Annotated in this window: 22 protein-coding genes, 2 pseudogenes and 1 riboswitch; of the genes and pseudogenes, 8 read left to right on the top strand and 16 right to left on the bottom strand. The window is 74.0% G+C overall.

Going from position 1 to position 26,521, the window contains the following annotated elements; translation table 11 throughout:
* Positions 1–29: 29 nt before the first annotated feature.
* The 3 genes from nirB to ABZ783_RS15420 are packed head-to-tail and all read left to right on the top strand — an operon-like array spanning position 30 to position 4,062.
* A complete protein-coding gene (nirB, locus tag ABZ783_RS15410; RefSeq protein ID WP_357438129.1) occupies positions 30–2,561 on the top strand; it encodes a nitrite reductase large subunit NirB in 2,532 nt (843 codons plus the stop codon).
* Entirely contained in the window at positions 2,558–2,974 is a 417-nt protein-coding gene (gene nirD, locus ABZ783_RS15415; protein WP_357438131.1) for a nitrite reductase small subunit NirD, read from the top strand. The genes nirB and nirD overlap by 4 nt, the downstream gene beginning before the upstream one ends.
* The gene (locus tag ABZ783_RS15420) at positions 2,974–4,062 is read left to right on the top strand and encodes a uroporphyrinogen-III synthase (protein WP_357438133.1); all 1,089 of its coding nucleotides are present in this window, start codon (positions 2,974–2,976) and stop codon (positions 4,060–4,062) included. Before nirD ends, ABZ783_RS15420 begins: the two co-directional genes overlap by 1 nt.
* An 80-nt stretch (positions 4,063–4,142) precedes the next feature.
* On the opposite strand, the gene ABZ783_RS15425 is transcribed toward ABZ783_RS15420, so the two are convergent.
* The 4 genes from ABZ783_RS15425 to ABZ783_RS15440 form a co-directional block, all read right to left on the bottom strand.
* Positions 4,143–4,766, bottom strand: coding sequence for an ATP/GTP-binding protein (locus tag ABZ783_RS15425; RefSeq protein WP_357438135.1), 624 nt, complete (start codon positions 4,764–4,766; stop codon positions 4,143–4,145).
* A complete protein-coding gene (locus ABZ783_RS15430; RefSeq protein ID WP_073834894.1) occupies positions 4,747–5,109 on the bottom strand; it encodes a DUF742 domain-containing protein in 363 nt (120 codons plus the stop codon). The genes ABZ783_RS15425 and ABZ783_RS15430 overlap by 20 nt, the downstream gene beginning before the upstream one ends.
* A 66-nt stretch (positions 5,110–5,175) precedes the next feature.
* Positions 5,176–5,583, bottom strand: coding sequence for a roadblock/LC7 domain-containing protein (locus tag ABZ783_RS15435; RefSeq protein ID WP_073834895.1), 408 nt, complete (start codon positions 5,581–5,583; stop codon positions 5,176–5,178).
* Entirely contained in the window at positions 5,580–8,576 is a 2,997-nt protein-coding gene (locus ABZ783_RS15440) for a nitrate- and nitrite sensing domain-containing protein (RefSeq protein ID WP_357438139.1), read from the bottom strand. Before ABZ783_RS15440 ends, ABZ783_RS15435 begins: the two co-directional genes overlap by 4 nt.
* Before the next feature lie 445 nt (positions 8,577–9,021).
* On the opposite strand from ABZ783_RS15440, the gene ABZ783_RS15445 reads away from it, so the two are divergent.
* Complete coding sequence (locus ABZ783_RS15445; protein ID WP_357438143.1) at positions 9,022–10,203, top strand: ABC transporter substrate-binding protein; 1,182 nt, start codon at positions 9,022–9,024, stop codon at positions 10,201–10,203.
* 189 nt (positions 10,204–10,392) lie between these two features.
* Here ABZ783_RS15445 and ABZ783_RS15450 read toward each other — a convergent pair whose 3' ends face one another.
* Both ABZ783_RS15450 and ABZ783_RS15455 read right to left on the bottom strand, forming a co-directional pair.
* Complete coding sequence (locus tag ABZ783_RS15450; protein WP_357438145.1) at positions 10,393–11,223, bottom strand: ABC transporter permease; 831 nt, start codon at positions 11,221–11,223, stop codon at positions 10,393–10,395.
* A gap of 101 nt (positions 11,224–11,324) precedes the next feature.
* On the bottom strand, positions 11,325–12,356 hold the full coding sequence (locus ABZ783_RS15455) for an ABC transporter substrate-binding protein (RefSeq protein ID WP_357438148.1): 1,032 nt from the start codon (positions 12,354–12,356) through the stop codon (positions 11,325–11,327).
* A 285-nt stretch (positions 12,357–12,641) separates the two neighbouring features.
* Between ABZ783_RS15455 and ABZ783_RS15460 the strand changes: the two genes are divergently transcribed.
* The 4 genes from ABZ783_RS15460 (at position 12,642) to ABZ783_RS15475 (ending at position 18,113) form a co-directional block, all read left to right on the top strand.
* Positions 12,642–13,436 (top strand): ABC transporter ATP-binding protein, encoded by a 795-nt coding sequence (locus ABZ783_RS15460; RefSeq protein ID WP_357438151.1) that lies wholly within the window; start codon positions 12,642–12,644, stop codon positions 13,434–13,436.
* A gap of 2 nt (positions 13,437–13,438) precedes the next feature.
* Positions 13,439–14,389: an LLM class F420-dependent oxidoreductase gene (locus ABZ783_RS15465; RefSeq protein ID WP_357438521.1), complete on the top strand. Its 951-nt coding sequence runs from the start codon at positions 13,439–13,441 to the stop codon at positions 14,387–14,389.
* Complete coding sequence (locus tag ABZ783_RS15470) at positions 14,386–14,694, top strand: cupin (protein ID WP_148793507.1); 309 nt, start codon at positions 14,386–14,388, stop codon at positions 14,692–14,694. Before ABZ783_RS15465 ends, ABZ783_RS15470 begins: the two co-directional genes overlap by 4 nt.
* Positions 14,695–14,768: 74 nt before the next feature.
* A complete protein-coding gene (locus ABZ783_RS15475) occupies positions 14,769–18,113 on the top strand; it encodes a hypothetical protein (protein WP_357438153.1) in 3,345 nt (1,114 codons plus the stop codon).
* A gap of 46 nt (positions 18,114–18,159) precedes the next feature.
* Here the strand turns inward: ABZ783_RS15475 and ABZ783_RS15480 are convergent.
* From ABZ783_RS15480 to ABZ783_RS15525, 10 genes and pseudogenes are all read right to left on the bottom strand, one after another.
* A pseudogene (locus tag ABZ783_RS15480) lies at positions 18,160–18,447 on the bottom strand (phosphomethylpyrimidine synthase ThiC); the annotation flags it as partial.
* A gap of 43 nt (positions 18,448–18,490) precedes the next feature.
* The gene (thiD, locus tag ABZ783_RS15485) at positions 18,491–19,279 is read right to left on the bottom strand and encodes a bifunctional hydroxymethylpyrimidine kinase/phosphomethylpyrimidine kinase (protein WP_357438156.1); all 789 of its coding nucleotides are present in this window, start codon (positions 19,277–19,279) and stop codon (positions 18,491–18,493) included.
* A gap of 191 nt (positions 19,280–19,470) precedes the next feature.
* Positions 19,471–20,049, bottom strand: a pseudogene (locus ABZ783_RS15490) (thiamine phosphate synthase); the annotation flags it as partial.
* Positions 20,046–20,825, bottom strand: a complete 780-nt coding sequence (locus ABZ783_RS15495) for a thiazole synthase (protein ID WP_357438159.1) — start codon at positions 20,823–20,825, stop codon at positions 20,046–20,048. The gene ABZ783_RS15495 and the pseudogene ABZ783_RS15490, both read right to left, overlap by 4 nt.
* Positions 20,822–21,022: a sulfur carrier protein ThiS gene (thiS, locus tag ABZ783_RS15500; protein WP_357438162.1), complete on the bottom strand. Its 201-nt coding sequence runs from the start codon at positions 21,020–21,022 to the stop codon at positions 20,822–20,824. The genes ABZ783_RS15495 and thiS overlap by 4 nt, the downstream gene beginning before the upstream one ends.
* The gene (gene thiO, locus ABZ783_RS15505) at positions 21,013–22,107 is read right to left on the bottom strand and encodes a glycine oxidase ThiO (RefSeq protein ID WP_357438165.1); all 1,095 of its coding nucleotides are present in this window, start codon (positions 22,105–22,107) and stop codon (positions 21,013–21,015) included. The genes thiS and thiO overlap by 10 nt, the downstream gene beginning before the upstream one ends.
* A complete protein-coding gene (gene thiE / locus ABZ783_RS15510) occupies positions 22,101–22,727 on the bottom strand; it encodes a thiamine phosphate synthase (RefSeq protein WP_357438168.1) in 627 nt (208 codons plus the stop codon). Before thiE ends, thiO begins: the two co-directional genes overlap by 7 nt.
* A riboswitch (TPP riboswitch) is annotated at positions 22,722–22,829 on the bottom strand. (Overlaps the previous gene by 6 nt.)
* A 150-nt stretch (positions 22,830–22,979) precedes the next feature.
* Positions 22,980–23,942, bottom strand: a complete 963-nt coding sequence (locus ABZ783_RS15515) for an aldo/keto reductase (protein WP_357438171.1) — start codon at positions 23,940–23,942, stop codon at positions 22,980–22,982.
* Positions 23,943–24,089: 147 nt separating this feature from the next.
* Positions 24,090–25,769: an ATP-binding cassette domain-containing protein gene (locus ABZ783_RS15520; RefSeq protein WP_357438174.1), complete on the bottom strand. Its 1,680-nt coding sequence runs from the start codon at positions 25,767–25,769 to the stop codon at positions 24,090–24,092.
* Between the two features lie 41 nt (positions 25,770–25,810).
* Positions 25,811–26,416, bottom strand: coding sequence for a methyltransferase (locus ABZ783_RS15525; protein WP_357438176.1), 606 nt, complete (start codon positions 26,414–26,416; stop codon positions 25,811–25,813).
* Between the last annotated feature and the right edge of the window lie 105 nt (positions 26,417–26,521).

Here is a 26,521-nt window from a genome sequence, read left to right on the forward strand (position 1 = left end):
TGCGGGGACGGGAAAGCGGAGGTGATGGCATGCGGGGCGGCAATCTGGTGGTCGTCGGCAACGGCATGGTCGGGCAACGCTTCGTCGAGGCGTTGCGGGCCCGGGACCACGACCGGCGCTGGCGAGTGACGGTGCTCGCCGAGGAGCGGCGGCCGGCGTACGACCGGGTCCGGCTCTCGGCCTTCTTCGACGGGGTCGGCGCGGCGGAGCTGAACCTGCACACTCCCGACGAGGGGGTGGTGCTGCACCTGGACGAGCCGGCCACCGGGATCGACCGGACGCGGCGGGTGGTGACCACGGCGACCGGCAGCCACCCGTACGACGCCCTGGTGCTGGCCACCGGGTCGTACGCCTTCGTGCCGCCCGTCGGCGGCGCCGACCTGCCCGGGGTGTTCGGCTACCGGACGCTGGACGACCTGGCCGCGATCCGGGAGCACGCCCGGGGCCGGCGGACCGGGGCGGTGATCGGCGGCGGCCTGCTCGGCCTGGAGGCGGCGAACGCCCTACGCCTGCTGGGCCTGTCCACCAGCGTGGTCGAGTTCGCACCCCGGCTGATGCCGGTACAGGTGGACGAGGCAGGCGGGGCGATGCTCCGCCGTTACGTCGAGGAGCTCGGCGTCACCCCGTACCTCGGGGTGGCCACCACCGCGCTGCGCCCGGGCCCGGACGGCGCGGTCGCCACGCTGGAGCTCTCCGACGGCCGTACGGTCGACGCCGAGTTGGTCGTGGTGGCCGCCGGCATCCGGCCGCGGGACGAGCTGGCCCGGACGGCGGGCCTGCCGCTCGGGCCCCGGGGCGGGGTGCTGGTCGACGCCACCTGCCGGACGGCGGACGAACGCATCTGGGCGGTCGGCGAGTGCGCGGCGGTGGACGGCACCTGCCACGGCCTGGTCGCTCCCGGGTACGCGACCGCCGAGGTGGTCGCCGACCGTCTGCTCGGCGGGGCGGCCACCTTCCCCGGCGCGGACACCGCGACCAAGCTCAAGCTGCTCGGGGTGGACGTGGCCTCGTTCGGTGACGCGCACGGCACCACCCCGGGCTGCCTCGACGTCACCTTCACCGACCCGGCCACCCGCACGTACGCCAAGCTGGTCCTCTCCGACGACGCGCGCACGCTGCTCGGCGGCGTCCTGGTGGGCGACGCCAGCGCGTACCCGACATTGCGGGCGAGTGTCGGCGGGCCGTTGCCCGCTCCCCCGCTGGCCCTGCTGGCGCCGGCCGGCGGCGCGCCCGCCGGGGTCGGCGCGCTGCCGGCCGCGGCCCAGGTCTGCTCCTGCAACGCGGTGACCCGGGCGGACATCGACGCGGCGATCGCGGGCGGGGCGGGGGACGTGCCAGCGCTGAAGGCGTGCACCCGGGCCGGTACGAGCTGCGGTTCCTGCCTACCGATGCTCAAGCAGCTCCTCGACGCGGCCGGGGTGCGGCAGTCCACCGCGCTCTGCGAGCACTTCGACGCCAGCCGGCAGGAGCTGTTCGACATCGTCCGGGTCCGCGGCATCCGCACCTTCTCGCAGCTGATCGCCGAGCACGGGCGGGGGCGCGGCTGCGACATCTGCAAGCCGGTGGTGGCCTCGATCCTCGCCTCCCTCGGCACCGGGCACGTGCTCGACGGCGAGCAGGCGTCCCTCCAGGACACCAACGACCACTTCCTGGCCAACCTGCAACGGGACGGCAGCTACTCGGTGGTGCCCCGGATCCCGGGCGGGGAGATCACCCCGGAGAAGCTGATCGTGATCGGCGAGGTGGCCCGGGACTTCCGGCTGTACACCAAGATCACCGGCGGGCAGCGGATCGACCTGTTCGGGGCCCGGGTCGAGCAGCTCCCGCAGATCTGGCGCCGGCTGATCGACGCCGGCTTCGAGTCCGGCCACGCGTACGGCAAGGCCCTGCGCACGGTGAAGTCCTGCGTCGGTGAGACCTGGTGCCGGTACGGGGTGCAGGACTCGGTCGGGCTGGCCGTGGCGCTGGAGCTGCGCTACCGGGGACTACGCGCCCCGCACAAGCTCAAGGCGGCGGTCTCCGGCTGCGCCCGGGAGTGCGCCGAGGCGCGCGGCAAGGACTTCGGCGTCATCGCCACCGAGACGGGCTGGAACCTCTATCTCGGCGGCAACGGCGGCTTCCGGCCCCGGCACGCCGACCTGTTCGCCACCGACCTGAGCACCGACGAGCTGGTCACGCTGATCGACCGCTTCCTGATCTATTACATCCGGACCGCCGACCGGTTGCAGCGCACCGCCGCCTGGCTCGAGGCGATGGAGGGCGGGCTCGATCACCTGCGCTCGGTGCTGGTGGACGACTCGCTCGGGCTCTGCGCCGAACTGGACGCGGCGATGGCGCGGCACGTCGCGTCGTACTCGGACGAGTGGCGGGACGTGCTGGCGGACCCGGAGCGGCTGCGCCGGTTCACCTCGTTCGTCAACGCCCCCGACGTGCCCGATCCGTCCATCACGTTCACCGTCGAACGCGGCCAGCCGGTGCCCGCGCGCGGCGCACCACCGGCGGCCGGCGCCGACCGCCGCCGCCAGCCCGTGGCGCTCGGCCTTCCGGAGGTACGCCGATGAGCCAGCGCAGCGAGCGAATTGGTCCGCCCAGCCTCTTGACCTCGTCGCGACGCCGGGCGCAGCGAGGTGACGCGACCAGGAGGCTCGACTGGACGTCGGTCTGCCCGCTCGACCGGTTGGACCCCGATCGCGGGATGGCCGCGCTGGTCGACGGCGTGCAGGTGGCGCTCGTCCGGACCGGCGGCGAGCTGTACGCGGTCGACAACCTCGATCCGGTCGGCGGCGCGTACGTGATGTCCCGGGGGATCGTCGGCAGCCGCGGCGGCGTGCCGACGCTGGCCTCCCCGCTGCACAAGCAGGTCTACGACCTACGGACCGGGTGGTGCCTGGACCTCCCGGACGTGGCGCTGCGGCGACACGAGGTGCGCTGCCGGGACGGGCAGGTCGAGGTGCGGCTGCGGCAGGAGGAGTGATGCGGGAGGAACTGGCCGGCTTCACCATCGGGGTCACCGCCGACCGGCGACGCGACGAGCTGGCCGCGCTGTTGCAGCGGCGCGGCGCGCGGGTGGTGCTCGCCCCGGCCCTGCGGATCGTGCCGCTGGCCGACGACACCGACCTGCGCGAGGCCACCCGGGCCTGCCTCGACCGCCCGCCGGACGTGCTGATGGCCAACACCGGCATCGGGATGCGCGGCTGGCTGGAGGCGGCCGAGGGGTGGGGCCTGGGCGAGCCCCTGCGTGCCGCGCTCGCCCAGTCCTACGTGGTCTCCCGCGGCCCGAAGGCGACCGGCGCGATCCGGGCCGCCGGGCTGCGCGAGCACTGGTCCCCGGCCTCGGAGAGCTGCGACGAGGTGATCGACCACCTGGTCCGGCGCGGCGTGGCCGGCCAGGTCGTCGCTCTCCAACTGCACGGCGAGCGGCAGCCGGAGTGCACCGAAGCGCTGGAAGCGGCCGGTGCCACGGTGCTCGAGGTACCGGTCTACCGGTGGGCGCCGCCGACCGACCCGGCTCCGCTGCACCGGCTGATCGACCTGGTCGCGGGGCGGATGGTCGACGCGGTCACGTTCACCTCCGCCCCGGCGGCGGAGGCGCTGCTGCGGGCGGCCGGGGACCGCACCGAGACGGTGCTGGCGGCGCTGCGGGGGGACGTGCTGGCCGGTTGCGTCGGCGCGGTCACCGCCGAACCGCTGGTCCGGCGGGGGGTGCCGGTGGCCGCCCCGAGCCGGGCCCGGCTGGGCGCCCTGGTGCGGACGATCGTGGACGAGCTGCCCCGCCGGACGGTGACCGTGCGGGCCGGCGGGCACCAGCTGACGCTGCGCGGGCACGCCGCCGTGGTCGACGGGGAGTTGCGGCCGCTCGCGCCGGCCCCGATGGCGGTGCTGCGGGCGCTCGCCGCGTCGCCCGGCAAGGTGCTGTCCCGCACCGCCCTGCTGCGTACCCTGCCCCGGGGCGCGGACGAGCATGCGGTGGAGATGGCGGTCGCCCGGCTGCGGGTCGGACTGACGGCGCCCCGGGTGGTGCAGACCGTGGTCAAGCGCGGCTACCGCCTCCGCGTGGACTGACGGCAGCGGGGGCTGCCTTCGGCGCACCGACCCGGCCGAGCCGCCCGTCCGGTCCGGCTACGGACGGGACGGGCGGGCGGTCAGCCGACCGAGGCCGGGTAGCCCCGGTCGTGCTCGGCCTGCAGCCGGAGCATGGCGTGCTCGACCACGGTCACCAGCACCTGCTTGACCGACTCGCGCTGCCGGGCGTCGCACATCACCAGCGGCACGTCGGGCGAGATGGCCAGCGACTCGCGGACCTCCTCGAGCTCGTACTGCGCGGCGCCGTCGAACCGGTTCAGCGCCACCACGTACGGCAGGTTGCGGTTCTCGAAGTAGTCCAGCGGGGCGAACGCGTCGCTGATCCGCCGGGTGTCCACCAGCACCGTGGCGCCCACCGCACCCCGGATGATCTCGTCCCACATGAACCAGAAACGGGTCTGGCCCGGCGTGCCGAAGAGATACAGGATCAGGTCCTGGGCCATGGTGATCCGGCCGAAGTCCATGGCGACCGTGGTGGTCTCCTTGCCGGGCACCTTCGACGGATCGTCGATGCCCACCCCGGCCGCGGTCATCAGCGCCTCGGTGGTCAGCGGCGTGATCTCGGAGATCGCGCCGACCAGGGTGGTCTTGCCCACCCCGAAGCCACCCGCGACCACGATCTTCGCGGAGATGATCTCCCGGCTGCGGCTCGCCCCGGCGGGGTCATAGTTCGCGAAGTCCACTTAGCACCCTTCCCAGCAAGTTCATCCGCTCCTGGAACCCCGTCGCGGGAGCGGCAGTGTGTAGCGTCAGCAGGCCCTCGGCCACCAGGTCGGCGACCAGCACCCGGGTGACGCCCAGCGGCATCCGGGTGTACGCGGCGATCTCCGCGAGCGACTGCGCCCGGCCCTCGCAGACCAGCGCGATGCGGTACTTGTCGTGCCCGGCGAACCGCGCCTCGGCCGACTGTGTGGGCGTGCAGGAGAGCACCGCCTCCAACGCGATGTTCTGCAACGGCTCGGTGCGGCCGCGGGTGACCGCGTACGGTCGCACCAGCGCCCCACGCGGATCCCGCCGTGGTTCCATCTCGCGATCACCTCCCTCCGTACGGAGCCGGTCGGCTCCCGGTCACCAGGTCACATCGAACGCCGGTCAGGACCGGACAGCATCCCGCGGCAGCGGGACCAGCGCCTGGCCGACCCGCTCCACCAGCAGCGCCATCTCGTAGCCCACCTGGCCCACGTCGCAGCTCCGGGCGGCCAGCACCGCCATCGAGGAGCCGTCGCTGATCGACATGAGGAACAGGTATCCGCTGTCCATCTCGATGACCGTCTGGAGCACCCCGCCGGCGCTGAACATCCGCGCGGCGCCCTCGGTCAGACTCACCACGCCGGAGGTGATCGCGGCGAGCTGGTCGGCTCGGTCCGCCGGCAGGTCGCGGGAGGAGGCGAGCAGCAGCCCGTCCGCGGACACCGCCACCACGTGGGCGATGCCCGCCACGCTGTCGGCGAAGTTGGTGAGCAGCCAACCCATGTCCTGCATGGCCGCTGGCCTGTTCATCGGTTCGTCTCCTTGGTCGAGTTGCTGTTCAGGTCCGCGCCGGCCGTCCGCCCCCGCTGCACACCACGGTGGTAGGCCGACAGCAGACCGCGTACTTCATCCGGCGTGCGCTTGGCGCGGGACCGGCCGCCCTTCGGCTCGATGCCACCGGGAACGAGCTGGGCCTGCGGCACGCGCTTCGGCAGGCCGGAGCGGGTGATCCCGCCGGTGCTGGGCTCCGCGGCCTGGCTGGCCCGCGCCCAACCGTCGTCGGCCGCCGTCCGCCAGGCGTCCGGGTCGATCGCCGGCGGCGCGGGCGGGGGCACGGCGGCGGGCGGCGGGGTGTACGGCGGTGGCGAGGCCATCGCCGACGCCTGGGCGCCCGGGGTACGGGTCGGCAGCGGCGGCGCGGTGGCGGATCGCTTCGGGGCGGCCGGCGGGTCGTCGTCGAACCGGGGCCGGGCGAAGATCGTGGTCTCGTCCTCGCCGTGCGAGCGGAACCAGACCGCCTCCATCTCCCGGAAGATCGGCGCCTCGGTCGGGTGGGCCGCCAGTGGCGCGGCCGGGGCCGGCTTGGCGATGTCAACCGGCGGGGCCGACGCGAGCGGCTGGTACGCCGACACGGCGGGGTACGCCGGCGGCGCGGAGGTGGGGCCGGGAGGCGTGGCCGGCGCGCTGGTTGCGGCCACCTCCCCGCCCGGGGTCCGCTTCGGCAGCGGGGCGAGCGCGGGGTACCCGAGGGTGGGTCCACCCACCGCGTAGCCGGCACCGGAGACGGGGGTCGCCGGGGCGGGCGGCAGCACGGGCGGCAGCGCGCCCGTCACGCCCCCGACCTGCACGGCGGGGCCGGTGTCCCGCGCCTCGTCCAGCGACTGCCAGCGGGCAGGCGGCGTGGGGGTCCGCCACTGGTCGGTGAGCGTGGCCGTGGTGGTCCGCCCCGCGCCGGCCAGCGGTTCCGCGGCGTGGCCCACCGGATTCAGCGGGGCCTGCTCGACGGCGAGCGGCTGGCGCGGCCGGCTCAGCTGGGCCGGGCCGCGGTTCGCCGGCAGCACCACGGTGGAGTTCGGCAGGGTCACCTGGGCGACGGTGCCGCCCTCGACGTTGCGGCGCAGCTCGACCCGGATGCCGTAGCGGGCGCCGAGCCGGCTGACCACGGCCAGGCCCATCAGCCGGAACGCGGCCACGTCGACCGTGGGCGGAGCGGCCAGCCGCCGGTTCAGCGAGTCGAGCTGCTCGTCGCTGAGGCCGAGGCCGCGGTCCTCGACCTGGATCAGCACGTAGTCCCGGATCCGTCGGCCGTCCGCGACCACCGTGGTGTTCGGCGGCGAGAACCGGGTGGCGTTGTCCAGCAGCTCGGCGACCAGGCGGACCACGTCGTTGACCGCGTGCGCGGCGACCGAGATGTCGGTGTCGACGGTGCCGAACTCGATCCGGTTGTAGAGCTCCACCTCGGACTGGGCGGCCCGCAGCACGTCGACCAGGAGCGCGTCGTCCCGGCGCGGCACGGCCGAGTCGGCGCCGGCCAGCACCAGCAGGTTCTCGTCGTTGCGGCGCATCCGGGTGGCCAGGTGGTCGAGTTCGAAGAGCTGGGCCAGCCGCTTCGGGTCCTCCTCGCCCCGCTCGATCGCGTCCAGCTCGCCGATCATCCGGTCGACCAGGTTCTGCGAGCGCCGGGCCAGGTTGAGGAACATCGCCGAGACACTGGTCCGCAGCGCCGCCTGCTCGGCCGCCACCCGGACCGCTTCCCGGTGGACCACGTTGAAGGCCGCCGCAACCTGGCCGACCTCGTCGCGGTTGGTCAGCTGGATCGGGTCCCGGACCTGCTGGACGATCTCGTCCACGCCACCGTCGCCGATGGCGTTGACGTTCTGCAGCCGGTTGACCGCGTCCGGCAGGTCGTGGTTCGCCACCGCCAGGGCGCCCTCGCGCAGCCGGCGCAGCGACTCGTTCAGCGAACGGGCCAGGACCACCGCCAGGGTCACCGCGATGAACAGGGTGAGCAGGACGATCAGGCTCTCCACGACGGCCTGCCGGATGACGGCCGACAGGACCCCGTCGGCGTCGGCGAGCAGCTGGTTCTGGAGCTGGATCTCGGCCCACCGCATCAGGTCGTTGACCGCACCCATGGCGGCCGAGGCGTCGTCCCGACCGACCAGCGGGGCCTTGTTGACCGAACGGGACACGTCGTTCGCGACCCGGTCGGCGAGCTGCACCGCGTCACCGGAGACCGTGCTGTCCACCAGGGCACGCTGTGCCGGCTCGGCGGCCTGGGAGAAGGCGATCAGCGCCTCCTGCTGGGCGGTCAGGGTGCCGACGAAGGAGGAGAACTGTTCCTCGTCGATCCGGCCGGCGGCGAGCGCGGTGAAGACCACCGCCTGCTCCTCGGCGACCTCCGCCTTGGCGTGGGCGAACGCGGCCACCGCCCGCCGGGCATCGGCGATGCCCTCCGCGCCGGGCTGCTGGGCGAGGGTGTCGCCGTACGCGACCAGGTCGCCGAGGATGATGCCGTAGCGCAGGGTCGCCTTTGCCACCGGCATCTGTTGCCGGTCCAGGACCTCCTGCCGGGTGCCGTTCAGGGCGGCCAGGTGGTCGTCGATGACCTTGAGCCGGCTGCGGACCGAGGCCGGCACGTCGCCGAGCCCGATCCGCTCCTCCTGGTACGCCGCGATCCGCTCGTCGGTGCTCCGTACCCGCAGGTTGTAGTCGTCCGGCTTCTGCTCCGCCCCGGCCAGGTACGCGGCCGCCGCCATCCGCTCCTTGTGCAGGTCCTGGGCCAGCGCCGACACGTCGATCGACAGCGCGGTCAGCGACCGGATCCGGGTGGCGTCGTACGCGCCCTCGCCGATCGAGACGAGTCGGATGGTCGCCAGTGCGATGACGGCTGCCACCGGAACAACCAGGATGAGAGCGAGCTTGGAACGGATCCGCGCGTCTCGCAGCCGAGGCAGCCTCCGTCGCCGGTTCCGCTGATCGGCGTCAGTGCTCTCGGGCAGGGTCGTAGGTCCGGTGCTCACGACATCGCCTCCGTCGTTTCTTCCACGCTTGACCCGCCGACCCGTGCCTGGTGCAGCGGCCAGCGCCACGCGCGGCACGGGCGGAATTTCATCAGAAGAGATCCGACTTGGGAAGCCGCAGTGAGACAGGAAACGGTCGGCGGCGGCCCAACCCCTGATCCGGTCAACTATTACCTTCATTTCCTCAAGCCCCTGAACAGGGCATGTAACTCCAAGGTGGTCATTCGTATCTGCGCAGTAATTACCGGTTAACGGTCCGTGCCCCCAGCATGTGGGACGACCGTCCCACGCAACTCCCGGCAGCGCGCTTGACCACAGGGCCTGGCATTGGCAAGGTTTTGCAGGCTTCGCGCACACCGTACGGCAGACCAATCCCGTTTCTCCACTGAGGACGGACAAGCGGCGGTGATCGGGCCCGCGCCCACGCCGCACCTGGAGGACTGAGTTGAGCCCCATCCGCTCCGCGAGCATCGCGGCGCTCGCATCGGCCGTGCTGGCCACCACGCTCACCGGCTGCCAGTTCGGCGGGGAGCAGCAGGACATCGGCCCCATCGTCATCGCGGCGGACCTCGAACTGTCCGGCGGCTCCGCGCCGGTGGGCAAGGTGTACCAACGCGCGCTGAAACTGAAGGTGGACCAGCTGAACTCCTCCGGCGCACTCGGCGGCCGAAAGATCGAGCTCCAGGTGAAGGACAACCGCTCGGACGCCGCCGAATCCTTGCGCAACATCAACGATTTCGCCAATGACTCGCGGATCAGCGCTGTCATCATGGGCGGTTGCAACGATTGCGCGGTCGGCGCCGCCCGGACGATCGGCGAGAAGCGCATTCCCACGATCGCGCTGGCGTCCGCCAGCGCCGTCACCGAACCGGTCGCCGAGCGCAAATACGTCTTCAAGCTGGCGCCGAACGCCGGCGACAGCGCTGCCGCGCTCACCGCCGAACTGGCCCGGAAGGGCCTCCGCAAGGTGGCCGTGCTGCACAGCGCCGACCAGTCCGGCCAGGAAGGGTTGACCGCGCTGCGCCGCGAGTTCGGCAAGGCCGGCATCCGGCTGCTCCGTGCCGAGGCGGTACGGCCCACCGACACCGACGTCAGCGGCCAGGTCTCGCAACTGGTTGCGAAGAAGCCGCAGGCACTGGTCATCTGGACGTCACCGGAGCAGGCCTCGCTCGCGGCCGACAACGCCCGGGAGAACCGCTACCCCGGGTCGCTCTTCTTCGACGCCGCGGCGGCGGGCGACCTCTTCCTCGGCGCCTCGGCCAAGTCGACGGAACAGGCGACGCTGATCTTCACCCAGACCATGGTGATCGACGACGTCATCGCCACCACCCCCGCCAAGGCGGCCCGGCGACAGTGGTTCCAGGGCTACACCGCCCTTTACGGCGGCTACCACGGCATCTCCTCGTTCGCGGCCGACGCCGTGCAGCTCATCGCGGACGCCGAGCTGCGCTCCGGCAGCGCGGCCGGCAAGGTGAACCGGGACGCCCTGCGCGACGTCCTGGAGACCTCGCAGCTCGACGGCCTCTCCGGCCCGATCCGGATGACGCCGGACAACCACTCCGGGCTGATGCCGCAGGCGCTGACGACGCTGGTGGCTCGGGGTGGGCGTTGGCGGCTCGCTGGTTAGTCGCTCTGGTGGGTGTGGCCCCAGCACAACCGGCTCCGGGCGGTCAGGCTTGATCCCTCCGCCGGTTGCGCTGGGGCCACACCGTCGCTGGTTCCGCGCCGTCCGCCCCCGCTTGGTTGATCTCGGGTGTCTACGGTCGGCGTCCGGTCCACTGTCGGCGTTGTGAATCGCGTGCGTGCCTTGTGGTGGTTACCTGGCGGAGGTGGTGGCTCTGACCCAGGGGAGGGCCAGGCGCTCGAGCAGGGTGAGGGCGGAGTAGAGCACGATGCTCATCAGCGCCACCAGCACGATCGCCGCCCATGCCGTCGGGTAGTCGCCGGTGCCGTTGTACTGGATGATCTGCTGGCCCAGCCCGGGTTGGTCCGAGTAGAACTCCCCGATCACGGCGCCGATCGCGGCGAGCGGCATGGCCACCTTGAGCCCGACGAAGATCTGCGGCAGCGCGGCCGGGAAGCGCACCTTCCGGAACGCCTGCCACCACGACGCGTTGAGCGACCGGCCCAGCTCGGCGAGGTCCGCCGGAGTGGTGGTCAGCCCGGTCGCGGTGGACAGCACGATCGGGAAGAAGCAGAGCAGGAACACCATGGTCAGGATGGGTTTCTCCCCCCAGCCCACGGCGACCACGAGCAGCGGCCCGAAGGCGATCTTCGGCACCGCGTTGACCGCCACCAGCAGCGGCGCGAACATCCGCTCCACCCGGCGGGAGGCGGCCAGGGCCATGCCGATCAATACCCCGACGGCCGACGAGAGCAGAAAGCCGAGCAGGGTCATCCAGGTGGTGATCCCCAGCGCCGGCAGCAGCACGTGCGCCGACCCGGTCAGCGAGCGCCACACCGACTGCGGCGGGGGAAGCACCGCCTGGTGGATCAGGTGCAGCGAGGTGACCAGCCACCAGGCGGCCAGCGTGATCACCAGCCCGAGCGCGGGCAGCAGCACCATGGTCGGGCGTACGGCCGACCGGCGCGGGACGGGCGGGGTCTGCGCTGGCGCCCCCGGCCCTGCCTCCGTCAACTGCGTCAAGGTGTCCTCCTCTCTCGGCCGGTCAGCCGACCGGCACGCGAAGGGGGTGCGCCTCGCCGGAACCCCGGCGAGGCGCACCCCCGTAGTCCGAGCTGGCCCGGTCAGGCCTTCGGCGCGAGGTTGAAGTCGATGATCTGGTCGGGGGTCATGTTCTGCTTGAGCGCGCCCGCGCCCTGGAGCAGCGCGATGGACTTGGCCACCCGGCCACTGTCCAGGGTGCCGATCGCGGTGCCGGAGTTGCTGGACCGGACGTACGCGGCCATCAGCTCAAGCTCGGCCTTGGCCGCGGCCGGGTTGGTGGCGTCCACGTTCCTCTTCAGGATGTCCGCCGCCTCCTGCGGGTTGGCGAGGGCGTACTCGAGGCCCTTGAGCAGCGCCGCGGTGAACTTCTTGACCATCTCCGGCTTCTCCTTGGCGATCTTCGCCGAGGTGATCAGCGCGTTGCCGTAGAGGTCCTGCATGACGTTGCTGTACGGCAGCACGACCGGCGTCTTCTTGGTCACCGCCGCGACGGTCGGCTGGCCGACGACGAACTGCCCGATGCCGTCGACCGAGCCGGAGCCCAGCATGCCGATCAGCGCCTGCGCGTCATTGTTGACCCAGGTCACCTTGCTGGCGTCGATCCCGGCCAGCTTGGCGTACGTCGGGAAGAGGTTGTACACGACGGAGAACTTGGTGTCGGCGAGCCGCTTGCCCTCCAGGTCCTTCGGCGTGGCGATGTTCTTGCCCTCGACCGAGACGATGGCGGCCATGGTGCGCTGCTGGATCGCCGCCACCGCGACGAAGTCCTTGGCCTCGCCGTTGCCCATCTGGAGGATGCCGCCGGTCAGGTCGATCGGGCCGAAGTCGGCCTGGCCGCCGGTGATGGTCTGGATGACCTGGCCGGTGCCCTGGCCGGGCTTGATGTCCACGTCGAAGCCGGCCTCCTTGAAGAAGCCCTTCTCCTTCGCCACCCAGGCGTACGAGTCACGCCCGAAGTTGCCGAACGAGGTGAGGTAGGTCACCTTCTGCAGGGTGCCGCTGGCCGCGTTCTTGGTGTCCGCGGACTTGTCCGAGTCGCCGCTGCAGCCGGCGACGAGGGCGAGGGCGGTGGCCAGCGCGGCGGCGGCGACCGTACGGGTCAGCCTTCTCATTTATGCACCATGTCCTTTCCGACCAGGCCATATCTGCCTGGGCGGGTCGTGGTTCGACGGTGCCGGCCGGAGGGGACAGCCGACCGGTCCGTCGTGAGGGGACTATTCGCGCGCAACAGCGTACGAGAAGCTGGTTGACCTCAGTCGGGCGTCCGGGTTGCGGAACGGAAACGAAGTTGCCTGACGGAAAGCGGACTGCCGTCTACCCCGGACGGTGCTACGCGAAGTCGATCCCGCTACGCTTGCCCGGCTCACGTTCGCGACGTGGAAGGGAGCCGGCGGGAGATGATCCGACTGTCCGGGGTGTCCCGCACCTTCGACGGCCGCTCGGGACGGGTCGAAGCCCTGCGCGGCATCGACCTCGACGTCGCGGAAGGCGAGTTCGTCGCCATCCTCGGCCGCTCCGGTTGCGGCAAGTCGACACTGCTCCGCATGATCGCCGGCCTGCTCCCGGCCACCGCGGGCGAGATCACCGTGGCCGGGACGCCCATCACCAAGCCCCGCCGGGACATCGCCATGCTGTTCCAGCGGCCCGCGCTGCTGCCCTGGCGTTCGGTGCTGGACAACGTCCTGCTGCCGGTGGAGATCTTCGGCTGGAGCCGGACGAAGCACCGGGACCGGGCCCGCGAGCTGCTGGCGATGGCCGGGCTCGGCGGTTTCGAGAAGCGCCTGCCGCACGAACTCTCCGGCGGCATGCAGCAGCGGGTCTCGCTGTGCCGGTCGCTGATCGGCGAACCGCGCGTGATGCTCATGGACGAGCCCTTCTCGGCGCTCGACGCGCTCACCCGGGAGGAACTCTCCGGCGAACTCCAGCGGGTGCACATGGAGACGAAGGCGACCATCGTCTTCGTCACCCACTCCATCGACGAGGCGGTGCTGCTCGCCGATCGGGTGGTCGTGCTCAGCCCGCGCCCCGGCCGGATCCGCAAGGTGGTCGAGGTGGACGTCCCCCGGCCGCGCACCCTCGGCCGGCACGCGCACCTGGCCGACGTGGCCCGGATCAGCGCCGACCTGCACGAGCTGCTGATGGAGCGGGACGCGCCCGCGCAGCCGGAGCCGGCCGGGACGGCCCGGCAGTGACCATGCGGGTGTCGGTGTTCACCGAGCCGCACCGCGGAGCCAGCTACGACGACCAGATCCGCTTCGCCCGGCGGGTGGAGGAGACCGGTTTCGAGGGCTTCTTCCGGGCCGACCACTACCGGTCGATGGGCGACGACCCGGGCCTGCCCGGCCCCACGGACGCCTGGCTGACGCTGGCCGCGCTGGCCCGGGAGACCTCCCGGATCCGGCTCGGCACGCTGGTCAGCTCGGCCACCTTCCGGCTGCCCGGGCCGCTGGCCGTGCTGGTCGCCCAGGTCGACCAGATGAGCGGCGGCCGGGTCGAGCTGGGCCTCGGCGCGGGCTGGTACGAGCGGGAGCACACCGCGTACGGCATCCCGTTCCCCCCGGTCGCGGAGCGGTTCGACCGGCTGGCCGAGCAGCTGGAGATCATCACCGGGCTGTGGCGTACCCCGGCGGGCGAGACGTTCAGCTTCGCCGGCCAGCACTACCAGCTCCTCGACGCGCCCGCGCTGCCCAAGCCGGTGCAGCGGCCCGGCCCGCCGGTGATCGTCGGTGGGCGCGGCCCCAAGCGCACCCCGGAGCTGGCCGCCCGGTACGCCGACGAGTTCAACCTGCCGTTCAAGTCCGTCGCCGAGACGGCCGCCGCATACGACCGGGTACGCGAGGCGTGCGACCGGACCGGGCGCGCCGAGTCGGGGCGGTCGCCGCTGGTGCTCTCCGCCGGGGTGGTGGTGGCCATCGGCCGTACCGACGCGCAGGCGCAGCGCCGGGCGGCGCCGCTGCACGTCAAGAGCGCCCTCCCCCCGGAGGATCCGGTGATCGGCTCCCCCGCCCAACTCGTCGACCGGCTCGGCGAGTTCGCCGCCGTCGGCGCCACCCGGGTGCACCTGCGCCTGATCGACTTCGACGACCTCGACCACCTGGAGCTCATCGCCGCCGAGGTGCTCCCCCAACTGGACGGAACCCGATGACCGACCTCTCCGCCGACCTCGAACTCGGCCCCGTGGGCCAGGAGATCGTCTTCGAGAACGACAAGGTGCGGGTCTGGCACATCCGCCTGGAGCCGGGCGAGCGGCAGCCGCTGCACCGGCACGACCACCCGTACCTGGTGGTCGCGATCCAGGGCGCGAAGAACGTGGTGCAGACCATCGACGGCACCACCATCGATGCCGACGAGCCGACCGGCGGGGTGGTCTATCGCGACCCCGGCGCCGTGCACATGCTGACCAACGTCGGCGACACCACCTACCTGGCCCGCCTCGTCGAGCTGAAGTAACCACCCCGACACCAGCGCGCCGCACCCAGAGTGGTAAGTGGCGATCGACCCCACCTGCCCGTAACGTGCCGGACATGGCCTTTCGGACGTGGGGCAGGCTGCTGCTCACGGCGCTCGTGGTGAGCTTGCTGGCCGGGGCCGGCCAGCTCGGCATCGCATACGGGTTCGGCGTCGTACGCCTCAACGGCGCGTTCATCGACGGCTCGGTCAACCGGTGGCCGGCCCAGCTCGTCTGGGTCGCCTGGTTCGCGGCGATCGCCGCGGTGACCGGCGCCGTCCTCACCGAACGGTTCGCCCGGCGGGACGGGCTGCCCGGCGGCACCAGCGAACAGCTCGCCGTCGCCGGTGCCGCCGCCCTGGGCGCGATCGTCGTCGCACCACTGTGCATGCAGCCGGCCCGCGCGGCCGAACTCGGCGGCACCATCGAGCCGGTGTGGGCGGTCGGCATCTGCGCGATCCTCGGCGCGGTGGTCGGGGCGGGCGCCGCGATCGCCGTCCTGCTCAAGCCGCCGCTGGGCTGGAACATCGCGCTTTCCGCGGGGGCCGTCTGGCTGCTCGCGCTGGTCTCCGCCGCGCCGTCGGTGGCCTCGACCGGGCCGCTGCTCAGCGTACGCCTGGGGGTCCTCGAACCGTCCTGGCTGGACCCCGCGCCGGCGCAACGCCTGGCCGCGCTGATCATGCCCACGGTGGCCCTGCTGGCCGGCGCGGCGGTCGGGGCGCTGGCCCGCCGGCGCGGGCACTCCCCGCTCGTCGGCGGGGCGGCCGGGGCGGCCGGCCCGGTCCTGCTGGCCTTCGCGTACCTAACCGCCGGCCCCGGCGTCGCGACCGACCACTACCAGCTCGCCCCCTACTACGGGGCGCTGGTCGCGGTGGCCGCCGGCGCGCTCGGCTCGGCCGCCACGACGGTGCTGCGCCGGCCGGTCGCGGAGACCGAAACCACCGCGATCGAGCCGACCGACATCCTCCAGCCCCTGCCGTCGTCGCCCGCCGGTCCCGGCGACCCGGGCTTCGCTGCGGAGCCGGCCACCGACTCCCTGGCGGCTGCCGAAGGTACGGCCGTCCAGTCGAGCCTTCGCGAGGCCGGACGGGAGCCGACCCCCCGGAGTGCCGGCGCCCCCACGCCCGCCCACTGGGACTGGCCGCGGGCCTCCGCTCTCACGCCGTCGCCCCGGCCGGCCCACCGGCTCCGGGCCGACCGGACGACCCCCGACCGCACCGGCCCGGACGACCGCACGGTTTCTGCCGAGCACACCGCGTTCGAGGACCGCCCGGCCCCGGCCGGGCCCATCGAGATCGAGGGCTCCAGCACCTCCGCCGACCGCGCCGGCGTTGGCCACCACACCGTTGCCGCCGACCACGCCGCCTCCGTTGAGCCCGCCACCCCGGCCGGCCGGAGTGGCGCCGACGAGCGCAGCTCCGCTGACGAGCCGGGTTCCCTCGCCGGGGCCGCCGCTGCCGGGCCGGAGCCGGAGGCTTCGCCGAGCCCGGCCGGCGACGCCGGCAGTGATGTGCCCGGGGCTGTGCGGGACGCCGACGACCTGACGCAGACTCTGCCGGTGCCCGGGCTGCTGCCCCCGCGGCGGCGCACCGCCGCCATCGACGTGCTCGCCGCCGGCCGCCCGGCACCGGACCAGGCGGTCAAGCCGCACGAGTCGACCGCCGCCGCCCCAGCCCCAGCCCCAGCCCAGACCCCGGCCCCGGCCCCGGCCCCGGCCCCGGCGACGCTTCCGGAGCGGGTGCCGTCGCCGGACGTCGCGGCGCTCGCGGGCGCGGCGCCGTCGCCGCGGGCCGAAACGCCGGCCGAGCCGCAGCCGGACCACAGCACGCCACTCGGGGAGGCAGCCACGACGTCGCCCACCGTTCCACCGGGCGGCGGCCGGCCCGACCACGAGGCGCCGGCGCGGGCGGACGGAGACGACTCGGCGACCCCCGCACCCGCCGCGCGACCGACTGCCGGCCGCCGGTCCCGCCGGCAACCGCCACCGGCGCCGGCCGCGGCCAAGGCGGTCCCAGCCGAAGCGGTCAGCGGCAGGCTGGCCGACGCCCAAACGGGCCCGCGAACGGGTTCGCCTGCCGTGGACGCCGCCGCGCCGGTCCAGGTCGGGCAGGAGCCGGCCGCAGCCGCGCCGGCGAACCCCTCGGCGGCGGAGGAGGCGGCCGGTGCCGGCGATCCGGGCTCGACGAGCACCCGCCCGGGCAGCCGATCCAGGCGCGGACGCAAGACCCGTACCGGCCCGGCAACCGCAACGTCCCCGGCCGGCGCGGCGAGCCCCGTCCCGGCCCCGTCGACCGGGGCGACCCCAGCCGAGGCGGCACCCAGCTCGGCGGCCTCCACCGAGGCGAAGCCGACCGAAGGCACGCCCGCCGCGGCGGCCTCGACGGAGGCGAAACCGGCCGAAGGCACGCCCGGCGCGGCGACCCCCACCGAGGCGAAGCCGGCCCAAGCGACCCGGGCCCACCGGAGGCCAGCCCGGACGGCCTCGCCCGAGGCGGCCCCGGACCGCGCGCCCCGGATCGAGGCGGACCCGGCCCAGCCGGCCCCGATCGAGGCGCCGCACGCCCGGGCGACGCCGGAGGTGCCCCCGGCCGACCCGCACCCGGCTGCGCCGGCGGTCGACGTACCGGCGCGCTCGGCGTCTCCGGCGGCGCCGCCGGCCCCCCGGGCGGCCGGCGACGTCGACCAGCTGCCCGGCGGCCGGACGCCGCTGTTCGGTGCCGAGCCGGCCGACGCCACGGCGGATCCCCAGACCAACGAGGGTGGACGCCGGACCCGGAGTTACTTCTTCTCCGACGACGAGCCTGCGGCGACCGGCCTGCCCGGGCCGGCCGACGCACCGGCGTCGCCGCGCCCGCGCTTCCCGATCTTCGAGGACGTGACGGATCGGCCGGACGAAGCCCTGCCGACCGGCCCGGTGGCAGTCCCGCCCAGCCAACCGGTCGGCCCACGGGACGGTGCCGGGCCGGGCAGCGGCGGCGGCGACCCGACCGGTGCCACCGGCAGCACGACGGGCACTCCGGACCGGACGGAGGCGCCGACCGGGGCAACCCGGATCGAGCCGATGCCGCGTCCCCGCCACCGGGCCCTGCCGGACCTGGGCCGGGACGCCCGGTGGGACGCCTTCGCCAACGCCCGGCAGGCGACCCCCGTCCTGCCGAACGCCCCGCAGGCCGGCGGCCGGCACGCCGACACCACCGGATCCCCGACCGCAGGCGAGGAGGGCGGGGAGCCGGGTGACGGACGGTCGAAGCTCCGTGGCCTGTTCCGGCGTAACCGGGCCAAGGGCACGCCGGGTGACGTGGGCCGCGAGTCCGAGTCGCTGGCGCAGGACGAGGAGTACGTCGACTGGGTCGCCGGACTCGCCTCGGACGACGGGCAGGACATCCCTACGCTACGCGGCGGCCGCCACCACCGCGACTGACCCTCCGGTCCGGGCCGGCCACCTGGCGGGTCCGGACCGGGGGCGCTCAGGCCAGCGGCAGGTAGACCCGGGAACCGGCCGAACGGAACTCGGCGGACTTGTCCTGCATGCCGCGCGCCGCGTAGTCCGCCAGTTCCTGGGTGATCTTCATGGAGCAGAACTTCGGCCCGCACATCGAGCAGAAGTGCGCGGTCTTCGCCGGCTCGGCGGGGAGCGTCGCGTCGTGGTATGACCGCGCTGTCTCCGGATCGAGCGCGAGGTTGAACTGGTCCTCCCAGCGGAACTCGAACCGGGCTCGGGACAGCGCGTCGGCCCAGGCCTGCGCCCCTCCTCGACGTAGACCTTGGGTCGTGCCAGCATGGCAGCCTCCTGTCGGCTCAAGCGGACCAGCCGAAGTGGTCCAGCGGGCCGGACCCCGCGCCCAGTTCCCAGTCCCGCGCGCCGGCCAGCGCGCGGGCGACGTACTCCTTGGCGGCGGTGACCGCGACCGGGACCGGATCGCCGGCCGCCCGCCGGACGGCGATCGCCGCCGAGAACGAGCAGCCGGTGCCGTGGGTGTGCCGGGTGGGCACCCGGGGCCCCCGCAGCAGCCTGGTCGCCCCGCCGCCGACCAGCACGTCCACCGACTCACCCGCGGCGTCCACGTCGCCGCCGGTCACCACCACGTGCGCCGGGCCGGCGGCCGCGAGGGCCTCGGCCGCCGTGACCATCTCCTCGACCGTGGTCACCGGGCGTCCGGTGAGGGCCGCGGCCTCCGCGCAGTTCGGTGTCGCCACCTCGGCGTACGGCAGCAGCCGCTGCACCGCCTCCACCACCCCGAGCGGGTGTCCACTGGTGGCGACCAGCACCGGATCGACGACGAGCCGGGGCAGTCGCCCCGCCTCCGCCGCCTCGGCGATCGCATCGGCGACCGCCGGGGTGCCGAGCATGCCGGTCTTCACCGCGCGCACGGCGAAGTCCCCGAGCACGCTGTCGAGCTGGTCCCGGACGGTCTGCGGGGGCAGCGGCAGGACGGCGTCGACGCCCCCGGTGTTCTGCGCGGTGATCGCGGTGATCACGCTGGTGCCGTACGCGCCGAGGGCGGCGAAGACCTTGAGGTCGGCCTGGATGCCCGCGCCGGCGCCGGAGTCTGATCCGGCGATGGTGAGGACTGTCCGCGGTGTCACGTCTCCCCCAGGGTGGTTGCTGTTGAGGGCTGCGGCCGACCGTGCCCACTCCGGGCGGTCAGGCTTGATCCCTCCGTGGGCACGGTCGGCCGCAGCCCCGTCGTGGAGACCTCCGTCGGGGCGTGCCAGCTCTGCGGCACGGGGGTGACTGTCTCGCGATAGTTCTCGGTCGGCCGGGTGACCGCCTCGTGGAAGCTCTCGGTCAGCGTGGCGGCCGCCACGCCGGGATCCTCGGCGCGCATGACGCCACCCAGCACCGCCACCCCGACGGCGCCCGCCTCGAGGCACGCGGTGACCTGCTCGGGCGTCTCGATGCCGCCGAGGGCCAGGGCCGGCACCGGGCTGAGCTCAATCAGGTCGGCGAGTCGCCCCGGGAGCAGGGGTGGGCCGTAGCCCGGCTTGGTTCTGGTCGCCCAGACCGGCGACAGCGTCACGTAGTCCTCTGTGGTGAGTCGGCGCAGCTCCGCCTCGTCGTGGCAGGAGCGGCCGACGAGGCCGACGACCGGCGGTGGATACGGGCCGGCGGCGGGGAGGTGGATGGCGTCGCCGTCGAGCGGGTCGGAGCCGGCGACGACCAGGGTGCCGCCCGCCTCGGCGAGGATCGCCCGCAGCTCGCCGGCGAGGGCGGCCCGCTCGGCGCGGGGCAGGTCCTGCTCCCGTAGCACCACCCAGCGCACTCCCCCGCCCACGGCCGCTGCGATCACCTCGGGCAGCGGCTTCCGCGCCACCCGCCGGTCCGTCAGCACCACCAGGCCGGACGGTGCGGTCACAGGTCCGGCCTTCCCTCGTCGGGGGTGGAGGCGAGGGCGTGGAAGCGGCGGGCGATCCGGCCCGCCCCGCACGCGAGCCGCCCGGCTTCCACCGCGTACCGCATGGCGGTGGCCATCGCCACCGGGTCGGCGGCCCGGGTGACCGCGCTGGCCAGCAGCACCGCGTCGCAGCCCAGTTCCATGGCGAGCGCGGCGTCCGAGGCGGTGCCGATGCCGGCGTCGAGGATCACCGGCACGTCGACGCTCTGCCGGATCAGCCGGATGTGGTGCGGGTTGCTCACGCCCAGGCCGGAGCCGATCGGCGCGCCGGCCGGCATCACCGCCGCGCAGCCCACGTCGGCCAGCCGCCGGGCCAGGACCGGGTCGTCCGAGGTGTAGGGCAGCACGGTGAACCCGTCCGCCACCAGCTCCTCGGCGGCGCGCAGCAGCTCCACCCCGTCGGGCAGCAGCGTGCGTTCGTCGCCGATCACCTCCAGCTTCACCCAGTCGGTGTCGAACGCCTCCCGGGCCAGCTGGGCCACCTTCACCGCCTCCGACGCGGTGTGGCAGCCGGCCGTGTTCGGCAACACCCGTACGCCGCACCGGTCGAGCAGGTCGAGCAGGCCGCCGCCGCTGCCCGGTGCGGTGTCGACCCGGCGGAGCGCCACGGTGACCAGCTCGGTGCCGGAGGCGCGGATCGCCTGCTCCAGCACGTGCAGGTTGGCCGCCCCGCCGGTACCGAGGATGAGCCGGGAGCCGAACGCGGTCCCGCCGATCTCAAGGGCCATGGCGCTCACCCGCCCTGGGCGGCGCTGAGCACCTCGACCCGGTCGCCGTCGTGCAGGGCGGTCGCCGACCAGCCGCCGCGCGGCACCACCTCGCCGTTGACCGCGACCGCCAGGCCGCGCCGCTGGTCGGTGACCTCCCGGACCACGTCGGCGACAGTCGCTCCGCCGGGCACGCTCCGCCCGGCGCCGTTGACGATCAGTTCCATCTGGGCTCCTCCTCGGGTACGAACCGGTCCGGGATGAACGGGGCGAGCAGCGGGTCCGGCTCGCCGGTGACGATCAGCTCGGTGATCAGGTCGGCGGTGACCGGGGTGAGCACGATGCCGTGCCGGTGATGGCCGGTGGCGACGAGCACGCCCGGCCGGCCGGGCAGCGGCCCGATGATCGGCGCGTTGTCCGGCGTACCGGGGCGCAGCCCGGCGGACGCCTCGACCAGGTCGTACTCGGCCAGCTCGGGAACCAGGTCGACGGCGGCGCGGAGCAGCCGGAGCACCGCCCCGGCGGTCACCTCGGTGTCGGTGCGCTCCTCGACGGTCGCCCCGATCACCACCTCGCCGCTGTCCCGGGGCACCAGATAGATCGACTCGCCGTCGGCGTACCCCCGGATCACGTGCCGGAAGCCCGGCGCGCCGCCACCGGGCGCGCGGAGCCGGAGCACCTGCCCCTTCACCGGCCGGACCGGCAGCCCGGTGAGCGCCGCCGCGCCGCACCCGGCGGCGACCACGGTGAACCGGGCGTCCACGTCGGAGAGCCGGGCGACCGGGGCGGGGCGGAGCGCGACGCCGGCCAGCTCGGCCGCCGCGCGCAGCGCCGCCACCAGCCGGCGCGGGTCGACCTGATGGTCGCCGGGGGCGACCGCGCCGCCGCGCACCCGGGGGGCCAGCGCCGGCTCGCGGTCCCGCAGCGCGGAGGGACGCAGCGGCGTGATCGGCAGCTCCAACCCCTGCTGGTACGACCAGAGCCAGCGCGCCTCGGCCAGGTCGTCGGCGGTCAACCCGACCACCAGCGTGCCGTCGGTGCGGTACCCGACGTCGGTGCCGGCGTCCTCGGTCAGCTCGGCGGCGAAGGCCGGCCAGCGGGCGGCGGAGTCGGCGAGCAGCCTGGTCAGCTCGTGCTCGCCGAAGTACGCCTCGGCCACCGGCGACAGCATCCCGGCCGCCACGTGCGACGCCCCGGAGCCCGGTGCCGGATCGTGGACGACCACCCGCAGCCCGCGCTGCGCGCACCGCCACGCGATCGCCAGCCCGACCGGTCCCGCCCCCACGATGGCGACGTCCGGCCGGGTCAGCACGCCAGTGCCCCGAGCAGTTCGGCGGTGGTCCGGGCCGGGTCGGCGGCCTCGGACAGCGCCCCGACCACCGCCACCCCGTACGCCCCGGCGGCCCGCAGCGCCGGCACCCGCGCGGCGGTCACCCCGCCGATCGCGATCACCGGTACGTCCACCGCCCCGGCGACCGCGCGTACCCCCTGGGGGCCGATCGGGTCGGGCAGCCCTGGCTTGGTGGCGGTGGCGTGGCAGGGGCCCACGCCCAGGTAGCTGGCTCCGGCGGCGACCGCCGCGACGGCGGCCCCCGGTTCCCGAGCGGTGGCGCCGAGCACGGCGGTGGAGCCGAGCACGTGGCGGGCGGCTGCCACGGGCAGGTCGTCCGCGCCGACGTGGCCACCGGCCGCGTCCACCGCGAGCGCCACGTGCAGCCGGTCGTTGACCAGGCAGGTCGCCCCGTGCAGCCGGCACAGCGCGACCACCCGGGCGGCCAGTTCGTACGCCTCCCGGTCGGTGGCGCCGTCCGCCACCCGGACCTGGACGACCAGTTCGGCGCGGGCCACCGGCAGGGCGGCGCGCAGCACGGCGAGCGGATCCCGGCCCGGCCGGGTGTCGGTGATCAGATGCAGACGTCCCAGGGACGGCACGGCAACACTCCTCCCTGCGCCGGCATTACCCGGATCAGGTTCGACGGTCGGGGGCTGCAGCCCCCCTCTCAGCCCGGTGCACCGGGCTCCCGTGGGTCACTTGTGGCCTACCGTACGACGTCCGCCGCGGGCACGCCAAGGCCGGGTGGCACTTTTCCCACCCACCGCCGCCACGGGTGCCGCCAGCAGGCCGGAGCGGACAGCACGCTGCCCCGGTGCCGTGGGACGGCGCCGGGGCAGCGGAAAGCCGGGTCAGAGGATGGCGTCGAGGGCGGCCAGGTCCTCGTCGGTGGGCTGCCAGGCACCCGCCTCGGCGTTGGCGCGTACCTGCTCGGGCGTGGTGGCACCGGCGATCACCGAGGTCACCGCCGGGCGGGCGGCGAGTCCACCGATGGCCACCTGAAGCATCGAGATCCGACGCTTCGCCGCGTACGCCTCGATCGCCTCGATGGTGTCCCAGTCCGCCGCGGCCAGCCGCTCGGCGTACCGGCCGCCGCCGGAGAGCCGGCTGCCGGCGGGCGGCGCCTCGCCCCGGTGGTACTTGCCGGTGAGCAGGCCGTTGGCCAGCGGGAAGAACGGCAGCATGCCCAGGCCGAACCGCTCGCAGGCCGGGATGACCTCGGCCTCGACGCTCCGCTCCAGCAGACTGTAGTGGTTCTGCGCGGAGATGAAGCGGGTGCGGCCCTGCGACGACGCGGTCCAGTCGGCGTCGGCGATCTGCCAGCCGGCGAAGTTCGAGTTGCCGAGGTAGCGGACCTTGCCGGCACGGACCAGGTCGTCCAGGGCAGCAAGTGTCTCGTCGATCGGGGTGTCCGGGTCGGGTTCGTGCATCTGGTACAGGTCGATGTGGTCGGTGCCGAGCCGGCGCAGCGACGCCTCGACCGCGCGGGCGATGTAGCGGCGGGCACCCCGGGCACCGAAGTCCGGCCCGTTCAGGCCGTGCATGTCCATGCCGAACTTGGTGGCGACCACCACGTCGTCGCGGTGGCCCTTGAGCGCCTGCCCGAGCAGCTCCTCGGAGCTGCCCTGCGGCTCGCCGTAGATGTCGGCGGTGTCGAAGAAGTTGATCCCGGCGTCGAGGGCGGCCTCGACCACCGCCCGGGTGCCGTCGAGGTCGAGCTTGCGGCCGAAGTTGTTGCAGCCGATGCCGACCACGGACACCACGAGCCCGGAGTCGCCCAGCCGGCGGTACGTCATCTCACTCACGAGATCCACCCTATGCCCGGGCGGGGAACGCAACTGGTCGAGCCCCGAGGTCGGGGACGACCCGGTGAGTCGGTCACGACATCAGCTCCACAGCGGCGCTCACCCGGGTCCGCCGCGCCGAACTCGCGGCGGACCCGGGGCGAAGGCACGGCCCGGTCAGCCGACGTCCCAGACCGGCTCGGGGGTCTCCACCACCTCGCCGTCGCCGCGGAACAGCACGAACCGGTCGAAGGAGCGGGTGAACCACCGGTCGTGGGTCACCGCGATCACCGTCCCCTCGAACGCGGCCAACCCCGCTTCGAGCGCCTCGGCGGAGGCCAGGTCGAGGTTGTCGGTCGGCTCGTCGAGCAGCAGCAGGGTGGCCCCGGAGAGCTCCAGCAGCAGCACCAGGAAGCGGGCCTGCTGGCCACCGGAGAGGGTGCCGAAACGCTGGTCGCCCTGCCCGGCCAGCTCATACCGGGACAGCGCCGCCATCGCCGCGTGCCGGTCCATCCCGGCCCGGTGCTCGTCGCCCCGCCAGAGGATGTCGACCAGCGTCTTCTCCAGCAGCTCCGGCCGGTCGTGGGTCTGCGAGAAGTGCCCGGGCCGGACCCGGGCGCCGAGTCGTACCACCCCGCCGTGGGCGACGGGGGCGAGCGCGGCCGCGCCGTCGACCGGCGCGTTGGCCGGGTCCGGGTCGCTCCCGCCGCGGGCCAGCAGGCGGAGGAAATGCGACTTGCCCGTCCCGTTCGCGCCCAGCACGGCGACCCGGTCGCCGTACCAGAGCTCCAGGTCGAAGGGGTAGGTCAGGCCGTCGAGCTCGAGCTGCTCGCAGACCACGGCCCGCTTGCCGGTCCGCCCGCCGGTCAGCCGCATCCGGATGTCCTGGTCCTTCGGGGGTACGGGCGGCGGCCCGGCCTCCTCGAACTTGCGCAACCGGGTCTGCGCCGACTGGTAACGCGAGGCCATGTCGGAGTTGTACGCGGCCTTCTGCTTGTACATCAGCACCAGCTCGCGCAGCTTCTGGTGTTCCTCGTCCCAGCGCTTGCGCAGCTCGTCGAGGCGGGCGTGCCGGGCCACCCGCGCCTCGTGCCAGCTCGCGAAGCTGCCCGGGTGCACCCAGGCGCTGCCACCTTCGACGGCGACCACCCGGTCGGCGGTCTGCGCCAGCAGCTCCCGGTCGTGCGAGACGTAGAGCACCGACTTGCCGGACTCGCGCAGCCGTGCCTCCAGCCACCGCTTGCCCGGCACGTCGAGGAAGTTGTCCGGCTCGTCGAGGAGGAGCACCTCGTCGGTGCCCCGGAGCAGCAGTTCGAGGGCGAAGCGCTTCTGCTGGCCGCCGGAGAGGGTCCGCACCGGGCGGTCCCGGGCGGCATCCCACGGCAGGTCGAGGACGATGGTGGTGACGGTGTCGAAGAGCACCTCGGCGTCGTACCCGCCGACCTCACCCCAGGCCGCGAGCGCGTCCGCGTACGCGAGCTGGGCCTTGCCGGCGGCGGTGCTGTACTTGCCGCGGACCTCGGCCGCCCGCATGGCCGCCTCGGTCTCGGCGAGCCGGCGGCCGGCGTCGCGCAACGCCGGCGGGGCGAGCGCGAGGGCCAGGTCGGCGAGCGCCGAGTCGTCACCGATCATGCCGATGAACTGCCGCATCACGCCGAGACCGCCGGAGCGGGCGATCGCGCCGGTCTTCACCGGCAGGTCGCCGGCGACCATCCGGAGCAGGGTGGTCTTGCCGGCGCCGTTGGGCCCGACGAGGGCCACCTTGGCGCCCTCACCGACCCGGAACGACACCTCGGCGAAGAGCTCCCGGCCGTCCGGGAGGAAGTGCCCGACCCCTGCCACGTCCACGTATCCCACGCGGGCATCCTGCCCGAGGGGACGGCACGGGCGACACTCGATTATCGGGTGACCCGCAGCACCCGGTAGCCCTTCTGGCTGGCGTGCCGCTCGACCTGCCAGCCCTGCTCGACGAGCCAGCGGTGCAGCGAGTCGCCGCCGAGGTGCCGGGCGACCACCAGCCACGCCACCCCGTCCGGGGCGAGCCGGGGCAGCCAGCGCAGCAGCAGCCCGTGCAGCTCCGACTTGCCGATGTGGATCGGAGGGTTGGACCAGATCTGGGCGAAGGAGACGTCGGCTGGTACCCCGTCCGGCGCGGCGACCCGGACCCGATCGGCGGCCCCGACCCGGGCGGCGTTGGCGGCGGTGAGCTCACGCGCGCGCTGGTTGACGTCGACCGCCCAGACGGTGGCGGCCGGCGCGCTGGTGGCGAGTACGCAGGTGATCGGCCCGAACCCGCAGCCGACGTCGAGCAGCGGGCCGGTGGTGGCGGCGGTGGGCAGCTCCGCCTTGCGCAACAGGACGGCAGTGCCGGGGTCGAGCCGGTCGGCGGAGAAGACCCCGCCGGCCGAGGCGAGGGTGTAGTCGCGCCCGGCGACGGAGAACTGGACCTCGCGCGGCTGGGCGGCGCTCGTGGGTTCAGCGGTGAAGTAGTGGTCGCCGGTCACGTCCGGCATTGTCGCACCGGCCCCGGACGGCACCGCCGACGGTGTGGGCGAAGTAGATGCGACACCACTTCGCTTGATTTTCCCGATATTACCCCCGAAAGGGAC

The sequence above is a fragment of the Micromonospora sp. NPDC047738 genome, from assembly GCF_040642675.1.
In the GTDB taxonomy this organism is placed as follows: domain Bacteria; phylum Actinomycetota; class Actinomycetes; order Mycobacteriales; family Micromonosporaceae; genus Micromonospora.